Genomic DNA, 19,469 nt, shown 5'->3' on the forward strand with positions numbered 1-19,469 from the left:
GGCGCGTTCGCCCGGGCTTAACCCCGGCGGCCCAGTCTGGACCGGCCGGGAATGTGACGGGCGGCTGGTCCATGTGTAACGCGTAATGAGTGATCCGCAGATACCGGACGGGCCCGGGGCCGCGATGCGCGTCCTGATCGTCACGACCATGCGCAACGAGGCGCCGTTCCTGCTGGAGTGGATCGCCCATCATCGCGCCGCGGGCGTCACCGATTTCCTCGTCTATTCCAACGATTGCGCGGACGGCACCGATCGGATGCTCGACCGGCTCGACCGGGAGGGCGTCGTGGTCCACCGCCCCCGGCTCGCCGCGGGCGAGCGCTCGGTGCAGTGGCAGGCCCTGGCGGATGCGTCGGACCATCCGCTGCGACGGGCCGCGGACTGGATCGCCGTGCTCGACTGCGACGAGTTCCTGAACCTGCGCGCGCCGCTGGCCACGATCCCCGAACTGATCGCCGCCGCCGGGCCGGCCGACGCGATCGCGCTGCGCTGGCGGCTTTTCGGCCATGACGGGCGCGTGGCGTTCACCGATGCGCCGGTGACCGGGCAGTTCCTTTCCGCCGCGCCGGACCCGTGCCCCTACCCGCTGCCGGCGAGTTTCTTCAAGACACTGTTTCGCGCGTGTCGCTTCGACGGCCTCGGCGTACATCGTCCGCGCGCGGCGACGGCGCCCGAGGCGCGGCGCTGGGTCGACGGGGGCGGCCGGGCGCTGCCGCCGGGCCTGGCCGCGGCGCAGGGGCGCATCCATCTCTGGGGTCTGCCCACGGGCACGGGGCTGGTGCAGCTCAACCATTACGCCGTCCGCGCGGCCGAGAGCTTCATGATCAAGCGCGACCGGGGTCTGCCCAACCATCGCGGGCGCGCGGTCGACCTCGATTACTGGGTCGAACGCAACTTCAACAGCGTGCGCGACGACAGCATCGCCCGCATGGCCCCGGCCACGGCCGCGGAAGCCGCCCGGTTGCGGGCGCTGCCGGGGCTGGCCGACCTGCACGCCGCCGGCGTCGCCTGGCACCGGGCGCGGTTTCGCACCCTGATGCGCCGCCCGGACGAGGCCCGGCTGTTCGGCCGGCTCCTGCTGGCCGGTGGCAGCGCCACCCTGTCCGCGGCGGCGGCGCACCGGGTTCTGGCCGCCATGACGGCGGCCGTCCGGGACGACGGTGCCGGGACATGACCGGCGTGCACCCCCCGCGCAGCCCGGCCGATCGCGCGTCACAAAACTGAATCCGAACTGTCACAGACGCGTCAATCCCCGTCTCTAGAAGTGCGGGCAACCGACATGCGGGGGATTACATGCTTTTCAGCGTCAAGGGTCTGGTGAAGACCTTCGGCCGCAACACGGCGGTGGACAATGTCAGCTTCGACGTGGAGTCCAGCCAGATGGTCGGCATCATCGGGCGGTCCGGCGCCGGCAAGTCGACGCTTCTGCGGATGATGAACCGCCTGACCGACGCGACGGCGGGCGAGATCCACTTCGAGGGGCGCAACGTCCTGACGCTGGACGGGGCGGCCAAGCGCGCCTGGCAGTCCGACTGCGCCATGATCTTCCAGCAGTTCAACCTGGTCCCGCGACTGGACGTGGTGTCCAACGTCGTTTTCGGCCAGCTCAACAAGCGCTCGACGCTGGCCACGATGTTCAACGTCTTCCCGCGTTCCGACATTCATCGCGCCATCGACATCCTCGACCGGCTCGGCATCGCCGAACACGCGGCCAAGCGGGCCGAGGCGCTGTCGGGCGGACAGCAGCAGCGCGTCGCCATCGCGCGGGCGCTGATGCAGGATCCGAACATCATCCTGGCGGACGAGCCCATCGCCAGCCTCGACCCCATGAACGCCCAGATCGTGATGGACAGCCTGCGCCGCATCCACGAGGAGGACGGCCGCATGGTGATCTGCAACCTCCACACGCTCGATACCGCGCGGCGCTACTGCGACCGGGTGATCGGGATGCGGGACGGGCGGATCGTGTTCGATGGCCGGGCCGACCAACTGACCACGGGCGTCGCGCGCGACATCTACGGCGCCGACGCCGATTTCTCGGAAGAGGCGACCTCGACCAGCGTCGAGGCGCTCGACCGGACCCCCGGCAGTCCCGCAGCCGCGGCCGCGGCGACTGTCTGACCCCAACCCCGCGGGCCGCCGCGGGACCACCAGACCGGAGACCGAACATGAAGAAACTGATCGCTGCTGCACTGACCACCACCGCGCTCGTGACCCCCGCCTTCGCCGACGACCACGGCGGCATGGGGATCGAGGAATTCCGCATCGGCATCCTCGGCGGCGAGAACGCCCAGGACCGCATGACGTCGAACGAGTGCTTCCGCGCCAAGACCGAGGAGCTGCTCGGCGTGCCGACCAAGCTCTTTACCCCGGCCGACTATGACGGCGTGATCCAGGGCCTGCTCGGCGGCACCATCGACATGGCCTGGCTGGGCGCCTCGTCCTATGCCAAGACCTGGCTGACCGACCCCGAAGCGGTCGAGCCGGTGCTGGTGAAGGTCAACGTGGACGGCTCCTACGGCTACCACTCCATCGGCTTCGCCCGCAAGGACTCGGGCATCGCCTCGCTCGCGGACATGGAAGGCAAGACCTTCGGCTTCGGTGACCCGAACTCCACCAGCGGCTACCTGATCCCGTCGATCGAGATCCCGCAGGAAACCGGCGCCTCGATGGAATCGGGTGACTACTTCGGCGAGGTCAGGTTCACCGGCGGTCACGAGCAGACCATCGTCGCGGTCGCCAATGGCGACGTCGACGGCGGCGTTACCTGGGCCGACGGCCTCGGCGCCTGGGAAGACGGCTACAACTCGGGCGCGCTGCGCAAGGCGTCCGACGCCGGCCTCGTCGACATGAACGAGCTCGTGCAGATCTGGAAGTCCGCCCCGATCCCGGAAGGCCCGATCGTCCTGCGCAAGGACCTGCCCGAGCGCGTCAAGGTGGACATGACCGCGCTGATGGCCTCGCTGCCCTACATGGACGCCGACTGCGCCTACAACTTCATGGCCGGTGAGGCGCTGGGCATGATGCCGATCAACCATGACGCCTACATCTCGATCATCGAGGCGCGCAAGTCGAAGATGTAAGCGGCTGACCGCACCTGGGACCGGGCCCCTGGCGGGCCCGGTCCCGCCATATCCGGGGACCCCAGTACACCATGGCCGATATCACCGCAGGCGCCGGGCGCGGCGCAGAGGACATCCGCGACGCCTACATGGCGATGACGCGCCGCAAGCGCATGTATGGCGGCATCATCCTGGCCATCTTCGTGGTGCTGATGGTCTCGGGCTTCCGGCTGGCCGACGGACGCAACGCCGGCGGGTTCTGGGACGGCATCAGCAATATCTTCCAGTTCCCGTCCGAGGTCGTGGCCGAGGCCGCGGAGAACGCGGCCAACCTGCCGGGGCTGATGTGGAAATTCCTGCCCTCGCTGATCGAGACGCTCAACATCGCGGCGGCCTCGACGCTGATCGGGGCGATGGCGGCGGTCGTGCTGTCGCTGCTCTCGACCCGCGGGCTGGCGCGCTGGCCGCGGCTCGTCGGGCTGTTCCGCCGGATCATGGACATCATGCGCGCCATTCCCGAGATCGTCATCGCGCTGGTCCTGATCTTCATCCTGGGCGGCGGACCGGTGCCGGCCATGATCGCCATCGCCTTTCACACGGCCGGCGCGCTGGGCAAGCTCTTCTCCGAGGTCAACGAGAACGCCTCGCTTCAACCGGTCGAGGGGCTGCACTCGGTCGGCGCCAACTGGACGCAGCGCATGTGGCTGGGCGTCATCCCGCAGGTCGCGCCGAACTATCTCAGCTACGGGCTGCTGCGCTTCGAGATCAACATCCGTGCCTCGGCCATTCTCGGCTTCGTCGGGTCGGGCGGCATCGGCTACGACCTCAAGAACGCCTTCAGCTGGGGGCAGGGCCGCTACGACGAGGTCGCCGCGATCTTCATCCTGCTGTTCCTGTCGATCGTCTTTTTCGACCAGCTGTCGAGCCATTACCGCAACAAGCTGATCGGGAGGGCCTGAGCATGGCGACGACGGATATCGGGGCTGCCGACCGCCGCGCCGGGGTCGAGGCGCTCTTCGCCCGGAAACGGCTGCTGAGTTTCGGGCTGCCCGGGCTGATCCTGGCCTATTTCGTCTATGTCTTCTTCGCCTTCGACATTCCCGGCCTGGCAGAGCGGGCGCGGATGGATAACGCCGCGATCCTCGTCTCGGACGCCTATAGCTACAAGACCCATGTCACCCGCGACAACCGCACCGGCGGCATCACCGTCGCGGTCGAGGGCGAGGCCAAGGGCACCTATCCCGAGGGCATGACCCCGGACTGGCTCGAGATGACCGGCGCCGACAGCGCCCGTGTCGCCTTGCCCGGCGGCCACCAGGCGCGGATCGACGGCGAGACCAGCGTCTTCACCGTGCCGGGCTACGGCGAGGTCAGCCTGACCGCCAGCCGCCGCGCCATCGACATGCAGCTGCCGACCGAGGAGGTGCCGGACTGGATCAGCGCCTCGTCCTCGCGGGTGACGGTCACCACCGAGGCGGGACGGATGATCGTCACCAAGGCCCGGACCGAGGTTTATCGCTATTCCTTCGGCTGGGAGCTGTTCTGGTTCACCCTCGACAGCCCGTTCTACGGCAAGTCGCTGGGTGAACTGGCCGCGCTGGCGGTCTCCTCCGACCGTCTCGTCGAGGGGCAGAGCAACATCGCGGCCATGGTCAGCGACGTCTGGACGAACAAGATGTGGCGGCACGGCGACGTGCTCTGGGCGCTGTTCGAGACGATGCTCATGGCGTTCCTCGGCACCATGGGGGCGGCCCTGGTGGCCCTGCCGCTGGCCTTTCTCGCGGCCAAGAACTTCACCTCCTTCGCAAGCATCCGGTTCGGTGTGCGCCGGGTCTTCGACTTCGTGCGCGGGGTGGACGGGCTGATCTGGACGATCATCCTCAGCCGGGCCTTCGGGCCGGGGCCGCTCACCGGCGCGCTGGCGATCCTGATCACCGACTCGGGCAGCTTCGGCAAGCTCTTCTCCGAGGCGCTCGAGAATGTCGACGACAAGCAGATCGAGGGCGTGCGCTCCACCGGGGCGAAGCCGATGCAGCGCTACCGTTTCGGCGTCATCCCGCAGATCATGCCGGTGCTGCTGAGCCAGATCCTGTATTATCTCGAGTCGAATACGCGTTCGGCCACCGTGATCGGCGCCATCGTGGGCGGCGGGATCGGGCTCTTGCTGACGCAGGCGATCATCACCCAGAAGGACTGGGAAGAGGTGTCGTATTACATCGTCCTGATCGTGCTGATGGTCATCCTGATGGACACGATTTCGGGCTGGATCCGGCGCCGGGTGATCAAGGGCAGCGACGGCGGGCACTGAGAAGACCCGGCGGAAACAGGCAGGACGCGACGCCGCGCCGGCGGTGACAACGGCCAACACGTGCAGGAACGGAACATGCCCAAGCTCAGCGCCGAGGCGCCCCTGATCCATCCCGATTGCGAGATCACCGAAAGCCGTTTCGGCGCCTATGTCGAGATCGGCCGCGGATCGCGGATCGGGTATTCCAGCCTCGGGGATTACTCCTATTGCGACCGCTATGCCGACATCGCCAATGCCGAGATCGGCAAGTTCGCGAACATCGCGTCCTTCTCGCGCATCGGCGCGACCGATCACCCGATGCACCGGGCCAGCCTGCATCATTTCCTCTATCGCTCGGCCGACTACTGGGCGGATGCCGAACACGATCCGGCCTTCTTCGCCCATCGCCGGTCGCGCATCGCGCGGATCGGCCATGACACCTGGATCGGTCACGGCGCGATGGTCATGCCCGAGGTGCGTATCGGCGACGGCGCCGTCGTGGCCGCCGGGGCGGTCGCGACACGGGACGTGGCGCCCTATACCGTGGTCGCCGGCGTGCCGGCCCGGCCGATGCGCGATCGCTTTCCCGCTGACATCGCCGAACGCCTCATGGCCCTTGCGTGGTGGGACTGGGACCACGACCGGCTGCGCACGGCGCTCGAGGATTTCCGCAGCCTCGAGATCGCGGCATTTCTGGAGAAATACGGCGGCTGATCCTTACTCGGCGGCCATCTGCAGCGCGCCGGGCGCGGTCATGAAACGCCGCCCGGCTTCGCCCGCGAGATAGGCGAGGCGGCCGGCCGAGACCGTCGCCTCGATCCGGCGGGTCGCAGGGTTCATCACCACGAAATCCGCGCGGCGGCCGCGTTTCAGCCGGCCGCGGTCCGTCAGGCCCATGATCTCCGCCGGGGCGCACGAGATCAGCGCCCAGGCGTCGGCGAAACTGCATAGCCCCTTGTCGGCCAGCTGCCAGGCCGCGGCCGGCAGGGCGGGGTAGTAGTAGTCCGAGACCAGCGCATCGCAGAGCCCGCGCGCGACCAGCGTTTCCGCCGCGACATTCCCGGACTGCGAGCCGCCGCGCACGATATTGGGCGCGCCCATCAGCACGTGATCGCCCTGCGCCCAGGCGGTCTCTGCCGCGGCCAGGGTGGTGGGAAACTCGCAGATGCGTGCGCCGAGAAGGTGGAAACGCTCCCGCGTCTCGGCATCGGGATCGTCATGCGAGCCGTAGCGGACGCCCATTTGATCGAAGGCCTCGGCCAGGCGCAGCAGCGTGCCGGGCACATGCGGATCCTGTTCGGCAGCGCGGTGGATCAGGCGGATCTGCTCGGCGCCGCTGCGCCCGGATTGCGCCGCCCAGGCCTCGAGCTTGTGCGGCGCGCTCTGCCACATCTCCAGCGCCTCGGGCAGGTGGTTGTTGAACACCACGTAGTCGAGCCCGTGCCGCGTCACCGCCGACAGAAGGCGGTCCGCGCTGCCCACGAGATGCGTCTCGTAGCGGATCTGGATGCGCATGTCGGTCAACGCCCGGGCCCGGTAGCCGTCGAGCGCGGTCATCAGCTCCTCGGCGTGATCCTCGCCGCGATGGGCGCCTTCCCAGCTGTAGCTTTGCGCGAGCCACGCCGTCGTCACCCCGTTGGCGGCGAGATCGCGGTCGGTGCTGGCCAGCCCCGTTTCCTTGTCGAAGGGCGCCGAAGGGCGCGGCGCCAGGTGACGCTCGAAGGCGTCGCCGTGCAGGTCGATGATCCCCGGCAGGATCCAGTAGCCCGAGAGGTCGACTTCCGGCAGGGGGCCCTTGGTGATGATCCCCTCGGCAAAGGCCAGCGACCGCGCCTGCATTTCACCGTTCTTCAGCACCTTGGCGCCGGTCAGGCGGAGCGGGGGCAGCAGGTCGGGCATGGGGGAATCGCTCCGGTCTTCGGGGTTTCGGTCCTGATAGGGGCATGGTGTATCGGGGATATGACAGCCGGCGCCTCAGCCGGGTTCCACCACCAGCTGAACCCGGTCGCCCGCGAACCAGGTGCGCCCGTATTCGACGGGGCGCCCGGCCGCATCGACATTGACCGCCACCGCGCGCAGCAGCGGTGCGCCTTCCGGGATCCGAAGGTGCAGCGCCTGGGTGGCGCTGGCGCGTTCGGCCGACAGCCGCGTGTGGCGCCGCGTGTAGTCGGCGACGCCCGCCCGGGCCAGCGCCTCGGTCACCGACCCGGTCTCGGCGAAGGCCTCGGCCAGCCCCGGCAGCCGGTCCAGCGGAAAGACGCTGACCGAGAGGGCAAGCGGCGCGGCGTCGGCCAGCCCGATCGATTCCTTGACCAGCACCGGGTCGCCCGCGGCAATCTCCAGCGCCGCGGCTTCGCGCGCATCGGCCTTGCGCGTCTCGAGCCGCAGGATGCGCCCGGCCGCGGTCTGGCCCGCGGCCTCGACGTTCTGGCGGAACCGGGTGCGGCGCCCAAGCCGGTAATCCGTCGGCGCGGCAGCCACGAAGACCCCGGCGCCCCGCCGGGCATGGACGAGCCCGGCGTCCTGCATCTCTGACAATGCGCGGCGCACGGTGTGGCGGTTGACCCCGAAGCGCGCGGCCAGCGCCGCCTCGGTCGGCAGCTTGTCGCCCGGACCGTAATGACCGGCGGCGATCTCGTCTCGGAGGCGGGCCTCGATCTGCTGCCAGATCCGTGTCTTTGCCATCTGTCACCAAAAATTCACGTGGAATCCCTTGAGGCTGCGGGGCGCCTATCCTAGGATTTGTCTAGTTGTATAGGAACGTAGACAAATCCGCAAGGTGTCTAGATGAGCGAGATCGAGACGCGCAAGGGCTGGATGAGCCTGCTGGCCCGGGCGCCGGCCGACCGGCTGGAACAGCTCTGGCAGGGGGCGGGTCTGGCGCCGGCCTTCGCCTGGCTGCGCGCCCCCGAGGTGGGCGGCGTCATGGTGCGGGGCCGGATGGGTGGCACCGGGCAGCCCTTCAACCTGGGCGAGATGACGGTCACCCGCTGTGCGCTGCGCCTCGAAGGCGGCGCGGTGGGGCATGGCTATGTCCAGGGCCGTGACAAGGCCCATGCCGAGCGGGCCGCGCTTTGCGATGCGTTGATGCAGACCGATGCGGCCACCGACCTTCGAGAGGCGGTTCTGGCGCCCCTTGCCGCGGAAATGGCCGAGAGCCGCGCGGCGCGGGCGCGGAAGGCCGCGGCGACCAAGGTCGATTTCTTCACGATGGTCCGGGGGGAAGACTGATGGAAACCGCATCGCTCGGCGGCGGCTTCGCCGACGCGCCCGTTGACGCGGCGCGGGCCTTTCGCGCGTGCCTGAACGCCATGGCCCGGCCGGGCCGGATCGAAACCGTCGCCGGCGCGGCGCCGCCCGCGCCGCTCTCGGTGGCGGCGGGCGTCGCGCTCCTGACGCTCTGCGACCCGGAGACGCCGGTCCACCTGGCCGGCGCGCATGACTGCGGCGCGGTGCGTGACTGGATCACCTTCCACACCGGCGCGCCCTTCTCCGGGCCGGCCGGCGCCGTCTTCGCCGTCGGGTCCTGGGCCGCGGTGCAGCCGCTCGACGCCTACCCGATCGGCACGGCCACCTATCCCGACCGCTCCGCGACGCTGATCGTCGAGATGCCCGGGCTGACGGCGGAGGGCGGCGCGCGGCTCTCGGGCCCGGGCATCCGCGACAGCGCGCGGCTCGCGCTGCCCGAGACCGCGGCCTTCCGGCGCAACGCGGCACTGTTCCCGCTGGGTCTCGATTTCATTTTCACCGCCGGCGACCGGCTCGCCGCGCTGCCCCGCACCACCCGCGTGGAGGACGCCTGATGTACGTGGCCGTGAAAGGGGGCGAGCGGGCGATCGACAACGCCCATGCCTGGCTCGCCGAGGAACGCCGCGGCGACACCGCCGTGCCGGAGCTGTCGGTCGCGCAGATCCGCGAACAGATGGCGCTGGCGGTCAACCGCGTGATGGCCGAGGGCTCGCTCTACGATCCCGAGCTTGCCGCGCTGGCGATCAAGCAGGCGCGCGGCGACCTGATCGAGGCGATTTTCCTGATCCGCGCCTATCGCACGACGCTGCCGCGCTTCGGCGCCTCCGCCCCGGTCGAGACGGCACGCATGGCGTGCCTGCGCCGGATCTCGGCCACCTTCAAGGACGCGCCGGGCGGGCAGGTTCTGGGACCCACCTTCGACTACACGCACCGCTTGCTCGACTTCAAGCTGGCCGCGGACGGCGAGGTGCCGGCGGCGCCCGAGACGCCCGCCGCGCCGGCCGAGGTTCCGCATATCACCGGCTTCCTGAACCGCGACGGCCTGATCCAGGAGGAGCCCGCGGGTGACGACACGCCGCCGGACCTGACCCGCGAGCCGCTGGAGCTGCCCGCGGGCCGGGCGCTGCGGCTGCAGTCGCTGACGCGCGGCGACGAGGGCTTCGTCCTTGGCATGGCTTACTCGACCCAGCGGGGCTATGCGCGCAACCATGCCTTCGTGGGCGAGTTGCGGATCGGCGTGGTCGCCGTCGAGATGGAGATCCCCGAGCTGGGCTTCGCCATCGAGATCGGCGAGATTGAGCTGACGGAATGCGAGACGGTCAACCAGTTCACCGGCTCCAAGACCGAACCGCCGCAATTCACCCGCGGCTACGGGCTGGTCTTCGGCCAGACCGAGCGCAAGGCGATCTCGATGGCGCTGGTCGACCGCGCGCTGCGCTGGAAGGAACTGGGCGAGGAAGACAGCGGCGCCCCGGCGCAGGACGAGGAATTCGTCCTCTACCATGCCGACAATATCCAGGCGACCGGCTTCCTCGAGCATATCAAGCTGCCGCATTACGTCGATTTCCAGTCCGAGCTGGAACTGGTGCGGCGCATCCGCGCCGAGGCCGAAGTGGCCACGTCCCGGGAGGCTGCGGAATGAGTGCCGGAAGATGCCAGGAAAGACAGGCCGGGGACGGCGGAGAGCCAAGCATGACCGAACAGGCCTACAACTTCGCCTATCTCGACGAACAGACCAAGCGGATGATCCGCCGCGCGCTGCTCAAGGCGCTGGCGATCCCGGGCTACCAGGTGCCCTTCGCCAGCCGCGAGATGCCGATGCCCTATGGCTGGGGCACCGGGGGCGTGCAGGTCTCGGCCGCGGTGCTGACGCCCGAGGACCGCATGAAGGTGATCGACCAGGGCGCCGACGACACCACCAACGCCGTCTCGATCCGCAAGTTCTTCGAGCGCACCGCCGGCGTCGCCACGACCGAGCGGACGCCGGAGGCGACCGTCATCCAGACGCGCCACCGCATCCCCGAGGCGCCGCTGACCGAGAACCAGATCCTCGTCTACCAGGTGCCGATCCCGGAACCGCTCCGGTTTCTCGAGCCGCGCGAGACCGAGACCCGCAAGATGCACGCGCTCGAGGAATACGGGCTGATGCATGTGAAGCTCTACGAGGATATCGCGCGCCACGGCCATATCGCCACCGCCTATGCCTATCCGGTGAAGGTCGAGGGGCGCTACGTGATGGATCCCTCGCCAATCCCGAAATTCGACAACCCCAAGATCGCCGGCTGTCCAGCGATCCAGCTCTACGGGGCGGGGCGCGAGCAGCGGATCTACGCGGTGCCGCCCTGGACTGCGGCCGAAAGCCTCGATTTCGAGGATCACCCCTTCGAGGCCAGCAAGGCCGATCACCCCTGCGCGCTCTGCGGGGCGGAGGACAGCTATCTCGACGAGGTCATCATCGACGACACGGGCGGACGGATGTTCGTCTGCTCGGACACGGATTACTGCCGTGCGCGCCGCAAGGCCGGGCATACCGGTGCCATGGGTGCGCCCTACGAGACGGAGGCTCAGGCATGACGCCCCTTTTGCAGGTCAACGGCATCACGAAGCGCTATGGCGCGCGGGTCGGCTGCGCCGATGTCTCCTTCGATCTCTGGCCGGGCGAGGTCATGGGCATCGTGGGAGAGTCGGGTTCAGGCAAGTCGACGCTCCTCAACTGCCTCGCCGGTCATCTGGACCCGGATGCCGGCGAGGTTCTTTTCGACACGCGCGCCGAGGGACCGAAAGACACCGTCACGATGGCGGAACCGGAACGGCGGATGCTGTCGCGCACGGACTGGGCCTTCGTTCACCAGAACCCGCGGGACGGGCTGCGCATGGGCGTCAGCGCCGGCGGCAATGTCGGCGAGCGGCTGATGGCCGTGGGCGCGCGAAACTACGGCGAGATCCGCGGGAACGCGCTCGACTGGCTCGGCCGGGTGGAAATCGCGGGCGACCGCGTTGACGACCGGCCCTCGGCCTTCTCGGGCGGGATGCAGCAGCGGCTTCAGATCGCGCGCAACCTCGTGACCGGTCCGCGGCTCGTCTTCATGGACGAGCCGACCGGCGGGCTGGACGTCAGCGTGCAGGCGCGGCTGCTCGACCTGCTGCGCGGGCTGGTCCGCGAACTGGGCCTCTCGGCGATCATCGTCACCCATGATCTCGCCGTTGTCCGGCTGCTTGCCGACCGGCTGATGGTGATGAAGAGCGGCCACGTGGTCGAGCAGGGGCTGACCGACCAGGTGCTCGACGATCCGCAGCACGGCTACACGCAGCTTCTCGTCTCCTCGGTGCTTCAGGTCTAGCATGGGCCGGAGCGCAAGGAGGGAAACCGGATGATACGCAGCTACAGGATCAGCGACGACGGCCTCGCGGAGGCCGGCGCGCCGGACGCCCCGGACGCGGTCTGGCTCGACCTGGTGGAGCCCACCGACGAAGAGCGCGGATCGCTCGCCGCACATCTTGGCCTGGCGCTGCCGAGCCGGGCCGACCAGGAAGAGATCGAGCAGTCCTCGCGGCTTTATCTCGATCACGGGGTGCCGGTGATGACGGCCCTGCTGCCGGCCCGCGTCGATACGGACGAGGCGCATATCGGGCCGGTCACCTTCATCCTGACCGAAGACCGGCTGGTGACGCTGCGCCATCATCACCCGCGCCCCTTCACCCAGTTTCCCGCACGCGCCGCGCGCGCCTCGCTCGGCTGCAGTTCGGCGTTGACGGTTCTGTTGGGGCTGCTTGAGGACATCATCGACCGGCTGGCCGACATCACCGAGAATGTCGGACGCGAGATCGACGGGCTCTCGCGCGAGATTTTCCGCCCGTCGGGCGAGGCGCGCCCCGACCACCAGAAGACGCTTCGACAGATCGGCCAGTCCGACGCGCTGGTGATGCATTTGCGCGAGAGCCTCCTGACGCTGGAGCGGCTGTTGATCTTCCTGATCCCGGTGCTCGAGCAGCGCGAGGGCGGCAAGCCGGCGCGCGGCATGGTCCGGAGCTTTCAGCGCGACCTGCGCACCATCGCGGAACAGGCCGGGTTCCTGCAGCAGAAGACGGCGCTGCTGCTCGACGCGACGCTGGGCATGATCGACATCGAGCAGAACAAGATCATCAAGATCTTTTCCATCGCGGCGGTGGTCTTCCTGCCGCCGACGCTGATCGCCTCGATCTACGGGATGAACTTCGCGGCGATGCCGGAACTGGACTGGGCCGCCGGCTACCCGGCGGCGCTGACGGCCATGGCGGTCTCGGCGGTGATCCCGCTCATCTATTTCAAGCGAAAGGGCTGGTTCTGACCGGCAGGGGGCAACATGATCCGCATCGAGAACGTCTCTAAATCCTTCACGCTGCACAACCAGGGCGGCGCCGTGATCCCGGTCATGGCGGGCGCGACACTCGCCGTGGCCGCGGGCGAATGCGTGGCGCTGACGGGCGTGTCGGGCGCGGGAAAGTCCACGCTGATGCGGATGATCTACGGCAATTACCTCGCGGCCGGGGGGCGGATCCTGATCGGGGACGTCGACGTGGTCGCGGCGGAGCCGCGCGAGATCATCGAGCTGCGCCGCACGACGCTCGGCTATGTCAGCCAGTTCCTGCGGGTGGTGCCGCGGGTGCCGGCGCTGGACGTGGTGGCCGAGCCGCTGCTGCGGGTGGGCACGCCGGCCGACGAGTCGCGCGACCGGGCAGCGGCGCTGCTGACGCGGCTCAGGATCCCCGAGACGCTCTGGCAGCTCTCGCCGCTCACCTTCTCGGGTGGCGAGCAGCAACGCGTCAACATCGCCCGCGGGTTCGCCCATGCCTACCCGGCGCTGCTGCTCGACGAGCCCACGGCCAGCCTCGACGGTGCCAACCGCGAGACCGTCCTCGACCTGATTGACGAGGCCAAGGCCCGCGGCGCCGCCATCATCGGCATCTTTCACGACGCGGCGGCGCGGGACCGCGTCTGCGACCGGGTGATCGACGTCTCGCGCTTCGCGGTGGCGGCGGCATGAGCGGCGGACGCCTCTTCGCGGTGGTGGGGCCGTCCGGCGCCGGCAAGGACACGCTGATCGACGGGGCGCGGGCAGCCCGCCCGGACATCCATTTTCCGCGCCGCGTCATCACCCGGCCCGAAACCGCGGGCGGCGAGCCCTTCGAGGGCGTGAGCGAAGCCGAATTCGCCCGGCGCAAGGCCGCCGGCACCTTTGCCATCGACTGGCAGGCGCACGGGCTGTGCTATGGCATCCCGGCCAGCATCGACGCGGCGCTGGCCGCGGGGCGCGACGTGGTCTTCAACGGCTCGCGCGCGGCGCTGCCGGCGGCGCGGCGGCGCTATCCCGGACTGTCGGTGGTGCTGGTCACCGCGCCCGCCGGGGTGCTGGCGCGCCGCCTGGCCGCACGGGGGCGCGAAGCCGAGGACGAGATCGCCGCCCGCCTGGCCCGCGCGGACTACGCCGTGCCCGACGGCGCCCAGGTCGTCGAGAACGGCGGCACGGTCGCGGCCGGCGTCGCGGCCTTTCTCGCCTGCCTCAATGCGCCAGCGGCGCCCGCCTGACGAGATGGAAACGGCCCGCCTCATCCTCGCCGAACAGGCAGAGATCGCGCACCGGCAGCGCCGTGCCGAGCGCCGGGGCGAAATGCGCGCGCAGGCGTTCCTTGACGGTCTCGCGCTCGTCGGGACCCAACCGGCCGGTGAGCGTGATGTGAAAGCGGAACTCGCCCATGACATAGGGGTAACCCCAGCGGCGCAGAAGCGACTCCTGCCGGTCGCTCAGACCGGCGGCGCGGCGGCGGTCCAGTTCCTCCGCAGAGGGCGGCGCACGGAAGGCATCCAGCGACTCGACCGTGTTGGCGGCCAGCGCGGTCAGCGCCGGGCAGCAGGAGGCGGGCATCACCGCGATGAAATCGCCCAGGCAGCCAAGCGCGACGCGCGGGATGTCGAAGGCGCCCTGCTCGGCCGCGAAGGCGTCGAGCGCCCGGACGAGATCGACCGGATCGCGCCCCTCGGCCAGGTGGAAGGGCGGCTTGAGCGTGCCGTGAAGCCCGTATTTGCGCGGCGTCTCGGTCAGACGGGCCACCGGCCGCGGCAGACCGTGCAGCGCCGGATGCGGCGCGGGCCGGCCGGTGATGGCGTCCCAGCCCAACCATGCGGCCCCAAGCCTGGCCAGGGGGTGATCCTCGGGCGGCGCGTAATAGATCGCGTATCTCTTGAAATCCGGCATCGGTGTTCCTCCCCGGTTAGCCATGCCATAGGACTGTTACAGCCCCGCGACAAGACTGCGGGCCAAGGAACTGACAAGGCGGGAAAATGACGGAAACGGTACTGGCGAATGCGCGGCTTGTCCTGCCCGGCGAGGTCGTGACCGGCAGCCTGAGGATCGCGGGCGGCGACATCGCCGCGATCGACACGGGAATGGCCGTGCCGGCCGGTGCGCTGGACTGCGAGGGCGACTACCTGGCGCCCGGCCTGATCGAGCTGCACACCGACAATCTCGAGCGCCACATGCAGCCCCGGCCGGGCGTGAAATGGCCGCAGAAAGCCGCGGTGATCGCCCATGACGCGGAACTCGCAAGCGTCGGGATAACCACGGTTTTCGATGCGCTCCGCGTCGGCTCGATCCTGTCGAACGACCGGTCGCGCCATGGCAAGTATGCCCGCGACCTGACCCGCCACATCCTGGACCTGCGCAGCGCCGGCCGGCTCCGGATCAGCCATTTCCTGCATCTGCGCGCCGAGATCTGCTCGGAGACGCTGCTGGAGGAGCTGGAGGAATTCGTCCCCGAGGATCGGATCGGGATCCTCAGCCTGATGGATCACACGCCGGGCCAGCGGCAATTCAGGGACCTGTCGAAATTCGCCGAGTATCTCACTGGAAAATATGGCATGTCCCGCGAGGATATCGATGCGCATTTCGAAGGACTCTATGCCCTGAAGACGCGCTACGGCGCGCGCCACGAGACCGGCGCGGTGGATCACGCGCGCCGGCTCGGTGCGGTGCTCGCGAGCCATGACGACACCCGGTCCGAGGACGTCGAGACCTCGGCGGCGCATGGCTGCCGCCTGGCCGAGTTTCCCACCACGGAAGAAGCCGCCGAGGCCTGCCGCGCGTCCGGCATCGCGGTGATGATGGGGGCGCCGAACCTGCTGCGGGGCGGATCGCATTCGGGAAATGTCGGGGCCGGCGTCCTGGCCGAGCAGGGCTTGCTCGATATCCTGTCGTCGGATTACGCGCCCTCGGCGCTCTTGATGGGGGCGGTGCGGCTCGGGCTCGAGACGCAGGACATGGCGGCGGGTCTGCGCACGGTGACCGCCGCGCCGGCCGCGGTGGCGGGGCTGTCCGACCGGGGCCGTATCGCGCCCGGGCTCCGGGCCGACCTCGTCCGCTTCTCGCTGGCCGAGGGCCTGCCGATCACCCGCGCCGCCTGGAGCCGCGGCCACCGGGTGGCGTGACCCCGCCCGGCGGGCCGGACGGGATCCCGTCGCGCCCTAGAAGAAGGCCTGCAGACCGGTCTGGGCGCGCCCCAGGATCAGGGCATGGACGTCATGGGTGCCCTCGTAGGTATTGACCGTCTCGAGGTTCACCATGTGGCGCATCACCTGGAATTCCTCGGAGATGCCGTTGCCGCCATGCATGTCGCGCGCCAGCCGCGCCACGTCGAGCGCCTTGCCGCAGTTGTTGCGCTTGACGAGGCTGATCATCTCGGGCGCCGCGCGGCCCTCGTCCAGCAGGCGTCCCACCCGCAGCGAGCCCTGAAGCCCCAGCGCGATCTCGGTCTGCATGTCGGCGAGCTTTTTCTGGAACAGCTGTGTCTGCGCCAGCGGCCGGTCGAACTGCTTGCGGTCGAGCCCGTATTGCCGTGCCGCGTGCCAGCAGAACTCGGCCGCGCCCATCACGCCCCAGGAGATGCCGTAGCGCGCCCGGTTGAGACAGCCGAACGGACCCTTCAGACCCTCGACATTGGGCAGCAGCGCGTCCTCGCCCACCTCGACGCCGTCCATGACGATCTCGCCGGTGATCGAGGCGCGCAGGGACAGCTTGCCGCCGACCTTGGGCGCCGAGAGCCCCTTCATGCCCTTCTCCAGCACGAAGCCGCGGATCTTGCCGCCATGCGCCTCGGACTTGGCCCAGACCACGAAGACATCCGCGATCGGCGAATTGGAGATCCACATCTTGGAGCCCGAAATCACGTAGCCGTCCGCGGTCTTCTTGGCGACGGTCTTCATGCCCGCGGGGTCCGAGCCCGCATCGGGCTCGGTCAGGCCGAAGCACCCGATCAGCGCGCCCTTCGCCAGCCCGGGCAGGTATTTCCGGCGCTGCTCTTCCGAGCCGTAGGCGTGGATCGGGTACATCACCAGCGAGGATTGCACGCTCATCATCGAGCGGTAGCCGGAATCGACGCGCTCCACCTCGCGGGCGACGAGCCCGTAGGTGACGTAGCCCGCGCCGATGCCGCCGTATTCCTCGGGGATCGTCACGCCCAGCAGGCCCATCTCGCCCATCTCGGCGAAGATCGACGGATCGGTCTCGGCCTCGCGATAGGCGTCGATGATGCGCGGCTGAAGCTTTTCCTGCGCATAGGCGCGCGCCGCGTCGCGCATCATCCGCTCGTCCTCGGTCAGCTGGTCCTCGAGCCGGAAGGGATCCTCCCAGTCGAAGCGCGAGAGAGAGGGCGAGTCCTTGGCCGGGATCGGCGTTTCCATGTTCATGTCTTTCCTCCGCAGGCTGGCACGGGTGTCGTGCCGGACCGTATCAATTGCAACGAGCGGCCACAACGGGCAAGCCGTATCGTTTCGTCGTGTTCAGCCGACATGTTCCTCGACGGCGGGTATCTGCGCGCGATGCGCCTGGCCCGCCGCCGCCGCCGCGACCAGCGCCCGGAAGATCGCGCGCTGCCGGTGGGCGTAGAACAGGTGCTCCGGATGCCATTGCACGCCGAGCGCGAAGGGATCGGTCACGCGTTCGACGGCCTGGATCATGCCGCCCGTGTCGCGGGCCGCGACGCGGATGCCCACGCCAAGGCGGTCCACCGACTGCGTGTGCAGCACGTTGACCCGCATGCCCTCCGGCCCGGCGATGCCCTCCAGCCGCGAGCCCGGCACGATCTCGATCGACTTGCGCGGCAGGACCGTCCAGCGCCGGTCGCTCCTGTCGTAGACGCTGTAGGCGTCCTGGTGCAGCGTGCCCCCGAGGGCCACGTTCAGCATCTGCGCGCCCCGGCATATCCCGAGGATCGGCTTGTTGAGTTCGAAGGCCCTGTGGACGAGGTCGCGCTCCATCCGGTCGCGGTCGGGGTCGAGCCGCGCACTGGAGACGAGATGCCCGCCATAGAAATCGGGCGAGATATCGTCCCCGCCGCCCACGATGATGCCGTCTGCATGATCGATATCCGTGCCGTATCCGTTGCCCCAGCGCACCGCGCGCCCGCCGGCGAGCCATATGTTGAAGGCCAGCAGGGGAAAGACGCGCCAGCCGCTGCGGCGCGACGTGGTCACACCGATCACGGGTCGGGTCATAGGCGTGCCTCTCCGCTCAGGCCGTGGCGGGAAAGTATGGCATCCGCGCGATCCTTCCAGTCCGGCCGCACGGTCAGCAGCGCGCCGCGATGGGCGGCCCAGGCCTCGGCCAGCTCGGCCATCGCGGCGCGGTCCGCGGCCACGCGCTCGACCAGCACCCAGCGGTTCCATTCGTCCGCCAGCCTGTAGTCGGCTTCGTCGATCCGGCAGTCCGGCAGGCGGTAGTGAAAGGTCGGCCGCCCCCCGGTGGCGGTATCCCGCGGGAAAAGCCGGTCGAAGCGGGCGCGGTCGAGATGCGCGAAGAGCGGCAGCATGTCGAGCCCGCGGTTGCGGGTATTGCCGTGCCGGGCGTAGAGCCCGAACAGCGCATCGACATCCATCTCGGGCCAGCCGGCGGCCAGGTCGTCGACGAAGCCCCGCGGATAGGGGTCGGTGAAGGGCAGCACCCGTCGGCTGAGATTGATCGGGTTCACCGCGCGCAGCCAGTCTTCGATCAGCGCATAGGCGGTGACGATATGCACGGTGGCCGTGCCCGAGAGCGCGGGCACCTCCGGGTTGAAATGCACCCCGAAGCCAAGGAACAGGCCGTCGCGGCTGCCCGTCGCGCCGCGCGCGCGCAACCGCGCGCGAAGCTTTTCCAGCGTGGGCAGCGCCGCGGGCGGCAACGGCGGGGTGACGATCTCCACCGGGATGACCGCGCTGCCGAGTTCGAGCCCGGCCTTCTTCAGCGGCGTGTCGGCATATTTGCGCAGGGCCGTGTCGAGATAGACCCGGAAGGTGCCGATCCCGGTGTCGCGGATCTCGGTCTCGAGCGCGCCGGCGTCGTGGAGGCTGCCGCCGAATTCCGCGCGCACGCAGGCTGCGGCGGCGTCGCGGTCCAGCCCGCCGAACTCGATCTCGACGCCGATCCGTCTCTCCGAGCCGTCCTCGGTCGTGGGGGTGGGCAGCGGGGCGAACATGGGCGGGTGCGCGGGGGGCTCCGTCTTGCGGGGCCCGGGGATCGGGCCGGAGGGATTGCCACGGGGGTAGCACATCGGGATCGCCCTGTCTGCAACGCCGCCGATGCCCCGGCGCGATGCCCGGCCCGGTCTTTGTCTTTGCCGCGCGGCTCCGCTAGGCTGCGGCGGACCGAAGGCGCCGCGCAACCTGGGAGATGGCATGATCGAGATTTCCGGCATCGGCGGGTTCATCCTGCTTATCCTCGACCTCTGGGCGATCGTCTCCATCCTCGGGGCGTCGGCGACGACAGGGCGCAAGGTTCTGTGGATCCTGCTGGTCGTCCTGTTGCCGCTGCTGGGCTTCATCCTCTGGCTGATCGCCGGCCCGCGCGCGGGGCGCTAGACGC

22 protein-coding genes are annotated in these 19,469 nt (G+C 69.4%); 16 read left to right on the plus strand and 6 right to left on the minus strand.

Going from position 1 to position 19,469, the window contains the following annotated elements; all coding sequences use genetic code 11:
• Positions 1 to 85 precede the first annotated feature (85 nt).
• The 6 genes from ACQ5SP_RS12080 (at position 86) to ACQ5SP_RS12105 (ending at position 6,063) form a co-directional block, all read left to right on the plus strand.
• Entirely contained in the window at positions 86 to 1,174 is a 1,089-nt protein-coding gene (locus tag ACQ5SP_RS12080; RefSeq protein WP_430938631.1) for a glycosyltransferase family 2 protein, read from the plus strand.
• Between the two features lie 119 nt (positions 1,175 to 1,293).
• On the plus strand, positions 1,294 to 2,121 hold the full coding sequence (gene phnC / locus ACQ5SP_RS12085; RefSeq protein WP_430938632.1) for a phosphonate ABC transporter ATP-binding protein: 828 nt from the start codon (positions 1,294 to 1,296) through the stop codon (positions 2,119 to 2,121).
• A gap of 47 nt (positions 2,122 to 2,168) precedes the next feature.
• Positions 2,169 to 3,083, plus strand: a complete 915-nt coding sequence (phnD, locus tag ACQ5SP_RS12090) for a phosphonate ABC transporter substrate-binding protein (RefSeq protein WP_430938633.1) — start codon at positions 2,169 to 2,171, stop codon at positions 3,081 to 3,083.
• Positions 3,084 to 3,154: 71 nt separating this feature from the next.
• Positions 3,155 to 4,021: a phosphonate ABC transporter, permease protein PhnE gene (gene phnE / locus ACQ5SP_RS12095; protein WP_430938634.1), complete on the plus strand. Its 867-nt coding sequence runs from the start codon at positions 3,155 to 3,157 to the stop codon at positions 4,019 to 4,021.
• 2 nt (positions 4,022 to 4,023) lie between these two features.
• The gene (gene phnE / locus ACQ5SP_RS12100; protein ID WP_430938635.1) at positions 4,024 to 5,370 is read left to right on the plus strand and encodes a phosphonate ABC transporter, permease protein PhnE; all 1,347 of its coding nucleotides are present in this window, start codon (positions 4,024 to 4,026) and stop codon (positions 5,368 to 5,370) included.
• 75 nt (positions 5,371 to 5,445) lie between these two features.
• Positions 5,446 to 6,063 carry a chloramphenicol acetyltransferase gene (locus tag ACQ5SP_RS12105; RefSeq protein ID WP_430938636.1) on the plus strand — a complete coding sequence of 206 codons (618 nt, stop codon included), beginning with the start codon at positions 5,446 to 5,448 and terminating at the stop codon, positions 6,061 to 6,063.
• A 3-nt stretch (positions 6,064 to 6,066) separates the two neighbouring features.
• Here the strand turns inward: ACQ5SP_RS12105 and ACQ5SP_RS12110 are convergent, their stop codons facing one another.
• Both ACQ5SP_RS12110 and phnF read right to left on the minus strand, forming a co-directional pair.
• Complete coding sequence (locus ACQ5SP_RS12110) at positions 6,067 to 7,248, minus strand: alpha-D-ribose 1-methylphosphonate 5-triphosphate diphosphatase (RefSeq protein WP_430938637.1); 1,182 nt, start codon at positions 7,246 to 7,248, stop codon at positions 6,067 to 6,069.
• 75 nt (positions 7,249 to 7,323) lie between these two features.
• Positions 7,324 to 8,034 carry a phosphonate metabolism transcriptional regulator PhnF gene (phnF, locus tag ACQ5SP_RS12115; RefSeq protein ID WP_430938638.1) on the minus strand — a complete coding sequence of 237 codons (711 nt, stop codon included), beginning with the start codon at positions 8,032 to 8,034 and terminating at the stop codon, positions 7,324 to 7,326.
• A gap of 102 nt (positions 8,035 to 8,136) precedes the next feature.
• Here phnF and phnG point away from each other — a divergent pair, with 102 nt between their 5' ends.
• Genes phnG through phnN form a run of 8 tightly spaced genes read left to right on the plus strand, consistent with a single transcriptional unit; the run spans position 8,137 to position 14,164 of the window.
• A complete protein-coding gene (gene phnG / locus ACQ5SP_RS12120) occupies positions 8,137 to 8,580 on the plus strand; it encodes a phosphonate C-P lyase system protein PhnG (protein ID WP_430938639.1) in 444 nt (147 codons plus the stop codon).
• Entirely contained in the window at positions 8,580 to 9,152 is a 573-nt protein-coding gene (gene phnH / locus ACQ5SP_RS12125; RefSeq protein WP_430938640.1) for a phosphonate C-P lyase system protein PhnH, read from the plus strand. Before phnG ends, phnH begins: the two co-directional genes overlap by 1 nt.
• Entirely contained in the window at positions 9,152 to 10,240 is a 1,089-nt protein-coding gene (locus tag ACQ5SP_RS12130; protein WP_430938641.1) for a carbon-phosphorus lyase complex subunit PhnI, read from the plus strand. The genes phnH and ACQ5SP_RS12130 overlap by 1 nt, the downstream gene beginning before the upstream one ends.
• A 50-nt stretch (positions 10,241 to 10,290) precedes the next feature.
• Entirely contained in the window at positions 10,291 to 11,172 is an 882-nt protein-coding gene (locus ACQ5SP_RS12135; RefSeq protein WP_430938642.1) for an alpha-D-ribose 1-methylphosphonate 5-phosphate C-P-lyase PhnJ, read from the plus strand.
• Positions 11,169 to 11,939 carry a phosphonate C-P lyase system protein PhnK gene (phnK, locus tag ACQ5SP_RS12140; protein WP_430938643.1) on the plus strand — a complete coding sequence of 257 codons (771 nt, stop codon included), beginning with the start codon at positions 11,169 to 11,171 and terminating at the stop codon, positions 11,937 to 11,939. Before ACQ5SP_RS12135 ends, phnK begins: the two co-directional genes overlap by 4 nt.
• Before the next feature lie 30 nt (positions 11,940 to 11,969).
• Positions 11,970 to 12,926, plus strand: coding sequence for a magnesium transporter CorA family protein (locus ACQ5SP_RS12145; RefSeq protein WP_430938644.1), 957 nt, complete (start codon positions 11,970 to 11,972; stop codon positions 12,924 to 12,926).
• Positions 12,927 to 12,941: 15 nt separating this feature from the next.
• Positions 12,942 to 13,622 carry a phosphonate C-P lyase system protein PhnL gene (gene phnL / locus ACQ5SP_RS12150; protein WP_430938645.1) on the plus strand — a complete coding sequence of 227 codons (681 nt, stop codon included), beginning with the start codon at positions 12,942 to 12,944 and terminating at the stop codon, positions 13,620 to 13,622.
• Entirely contained in the window at positions 13,619 to 14,164 is a 546-nt protein-coding gene (gene phnN, locus ACQ5SP_RS12155; protein WP_430938646.1) for a phosphonate metabolism protein/1,5-bisphosphokinase (PRPP-forming) PhnN, read from the plus strand. The genes phnL and phnN overlap by 4 nt, the downstream gene beginning before the upstream one ends.
• Here phnN and ACQ5SP_RS12160 read toward each other — a convergent pair.
• Positions 14,139 to 14,831, minus strand: coding sequence for a DUF1045 domain-containing protein (locus ACQ5SP_RS12160; protein ID WP_430938647.1), 693 nt, complete (start codon positions 14,829 to 14,831; stop codon positions 14,139 to 14,141). The genes phnN and ACQ5SP_RS12160 overlap by 26 nt on opposite strands.
• A gap of 86 nt (positions 14,832 to 14,917) precedes the next feature.
• On the opposite strand from ACQ5SP_RS12160, the gene ACQ5SP_RS12165 reads away from it, so the two are divergent.
• Positions 14,918 to 16,060 (plus strand): alpha-D-ribose 1-methylphosphonate 5-triphosphate diphosphatase, encoded by a 1,143-nt coding sequence (locus ACQ5SP_RS12165; protein ID WP_430938648.1) that lies wholly within the window; start codon positions 14,918 to 14,920, stop codon positions 16,058 to 16,060.
• 36 nt (positions 16,061 to 16,096) lie between these two features.
• On the opposite strand, the gene ACQ5SP_RS12170 is transcribed toward ACQ5SP_RS12165, so the two are convergent.
• The 3 genes from ACQ5SP_RS12170 to ACQ5SP_RS12180 form a co-directional block, all read right to left on the minus strand.
• Positions 16,097 to 17,317, minus strand: coding sequence for an acyl-CoA dehydrogenase (locus ACQ5SP_RS12170; RefSeq protein ID WP_430938649.1), 1,221 nt, complete (start codon positions 17,315 to 17,317; stop codon positions 16,097 to 16,099).
• A gap of 93 nt (positions 17,318 to 17,410) precedes the next feature.
• Positions 17,411 to 18,124 carry a gamma-glutamyl-gamma-aminobutyrate hydrolase family protein gene (locus ACQ5SP_RS12175; protein WP_430938650.1) on the minus strand — a complete coding sequence of 238 codons (714 nt, stop codon included), beginning with the start codon at positions 18,122 to 18,124 and terminating at the stop codon, positions 17,411 to 17,413.
• Positions 18,121 to 19,083 (minus strand): amidoligase family protein, encoded by a 963-nt coding sequence (locus ACQ5SP_RS12180; protein ID WP_430938651.1) that lies wholly within the window; start codon positions 19,081 to 19,083, stop codon positions 18,121 to 18,123. Before ACQ5SP_RS12180 ends, ACQ5SP_RS12175 begins: the two co-directional genes overlap by 4 nt.
• Positions 19,084 to 19,282: 199 nt before the next feature.
• Here ACQ5SP_RS12180 and ACQ5SP_RS12185 point away from each other — a divergent pair, with 199 nt between their 5' ends.
• Positions 19,283 to 19,465 carry a PLDc N-terminal domain-containing protein gene (locus ACQ5SP_RS12185; RefSeq protein ID WP_430938652.1) on the plus strand — a complete coding sequence of 61 codons (183 nt, stop codon included), beginning with the start codon at positions 19,283 to 19,285 and terminating at the stop codon, positions 19,463 to 19,465.
• Positions 19,466 to 19,469 lie beyond the last annotated feature (4 nt).

This window comes from Rhodovulum sp. YNF3179 (genome assembly GCF_050586465.1).
Lineage (GTDB): Bacteria > Pseudomonadota > Alphaproteobacteria > Rhodobacterales > Rhodobacteraceae > CAJXYS01.

Excerpts from the sequence above, each read along its gene's own strand:
- phnN (WP_430938646.1), top strand. The coding sequence starts at position 13,619 with ATGAGCGGCGGACGCCTCTTCGCGGTGGTGGGGCCGTCCGGCGCCGGC.
- ACQ5SP_RS12105 (WP_430938636.1), top strand. The coding sequence starts at position 5,446 with ATGCCCAAGCTCAGCGCCGAGGCGCCCCTGATCCATCCCGATTGCGAG.
- phnC (WP_430938632.1), top strand. The coding sequence starts at position 1,294 with ATGCTTTTCAGCGTCAAGGGTCTGGTGAAGACCTTCGGCCGCAACACG.
- ACQ5SP_RS12135 (WP_430938642.1), top strand. The coding sequence starts at position 10,291 with ATGACCGAACAGGCCTACAACTTCGCCTATCTCGACGAACAGACCAAG.
- ACQ5SP_RS12145 (WP_430938644.1), top strand. The coding sequence starts at position 11,970 with ATGATACGCAGCTACAGGATCAGCGACGACGGCCTCGCGGAGGCCGGC.
- ACQ5SP_RS12160 (WP_430938647.1), bottom strand. The coding sequence starts at position 14,831 with ATGCCGGATTTCAAGAGATACGCGATCTATTACGCGCCGCCCGAGGAT.
- phnL (WP_430938645.1), top strand. The coding sequence starts at position 12,942 with ATGATCCGCATCGAGAACGTCTCTAAATCCTTCACGCTGCACAACCAG.
- ACQ5SP_RS12175 (WP_430938650.1), bottom strand. The coding sequence starts at position 18,124 with ATGACCCGACCCGTGATCGGTGTGACCACGTCGCGCCGCAGCGGCTGG.
- ACQ5SP_RS12170 (WP_430938649.1), bottom strand. The coding sequence starts at position 17,317 with ATGAACATGGAAACGCCGATCCCGGCCAAGGACTCGCCCTCTCTCTCG.
- ACQ5SP_RS12130 (WP_430938641.1), top strand. The coding sequence starts at position 9,152 with ATGTACGTGGCCGTGAAAGGGGGCGAGCGGGCGATCGACAACGCCCAT.
- phnH (WP_430938640.1), top strand. The coding sequence starts at position 8,580 with ATGGAAACCGCATCGCTCGGCGGCGGCTTCGCCGACGCGCCCGTTGAC.
- phnD (WP_430938633.1), top strand. The coding sequence starts at position 2,169 with ATGAAGAAACTGATCGCTGCTGCACTGACCACCACCGCGCTCGTGACC.
- ACQ5SP_RS12165 (WP_430938648.1), top strand. The coding sequence starts at position 14,918 with ATGACGGAAACGGTACTGGCGAATGCGCGGCTTGTCCTGCCCGGCGAG.
- phnK (WP_430938643.1), top strand. The coding sequence starts at position 11,169 with ATGACGCCCCTTTTGCAGGTCAACGGCATCACGAAGCGCTATGGCGCG.
- ACQ5SP_RS12080 (WP_430938631.1), top strand. The coding sequence starts at position 86 with ATGAGTGATCCGCAGATACCGGACGGGCCCGGGGCCGCGATGCGCGTC.
- phnG (WP_430938639.1), top strand. The coding sequence starts at position 8,137 with ATGAGCGAGATCGAGACGCGCAAGGGCTGGATGAGCCTGCTGGCCCGG.
- ACQ5SP_RS12110 (WP_430938637.1), bottom strand. The coding sequence starts at position 7,248 with ATGCCCGACCTGCTGCCCCCGCTCCGCCTGACCGGCGCCAAGGTGCTG.
- phnE (WP_430938635.1), top strand. The coding sequence starts at position 4,024 with ATGGCGACGACGGATATCGGGGCTGCCGACCGCCGCGCCGGGGTCGAG.
- phnF (WP_430938638.1), bottom strand. The coding sequence starts at position 8,034 with ATGGCAAAGACACGGATCTGGCAGCAGATCGAGGCCCGCCTCCGAGAC.
- phnE (WP_430938634.1), top strand. The coding sequence starts at position 3,155 with ATGGCCGATATCACCGCAGGCGCCGGGCGCGGCGCAGAGGACATCCGC.
- ACQ5SP_RS12185 (WP_430938652.1), top strand. The coding sequence starts at position 19,283 with ATGATCGAGATTTCCGGCATCGGCGGGTTCATCCTGCTTATCCTCGAC.
- ACQ5SP_RS12180 (WP_430938651.1), bottom strand. The coding sequence starts at position 19,083 with ATGTTCGCCCCGCTGCCCACCCCCACGACCGAGGACGGCTCGGAGAGA.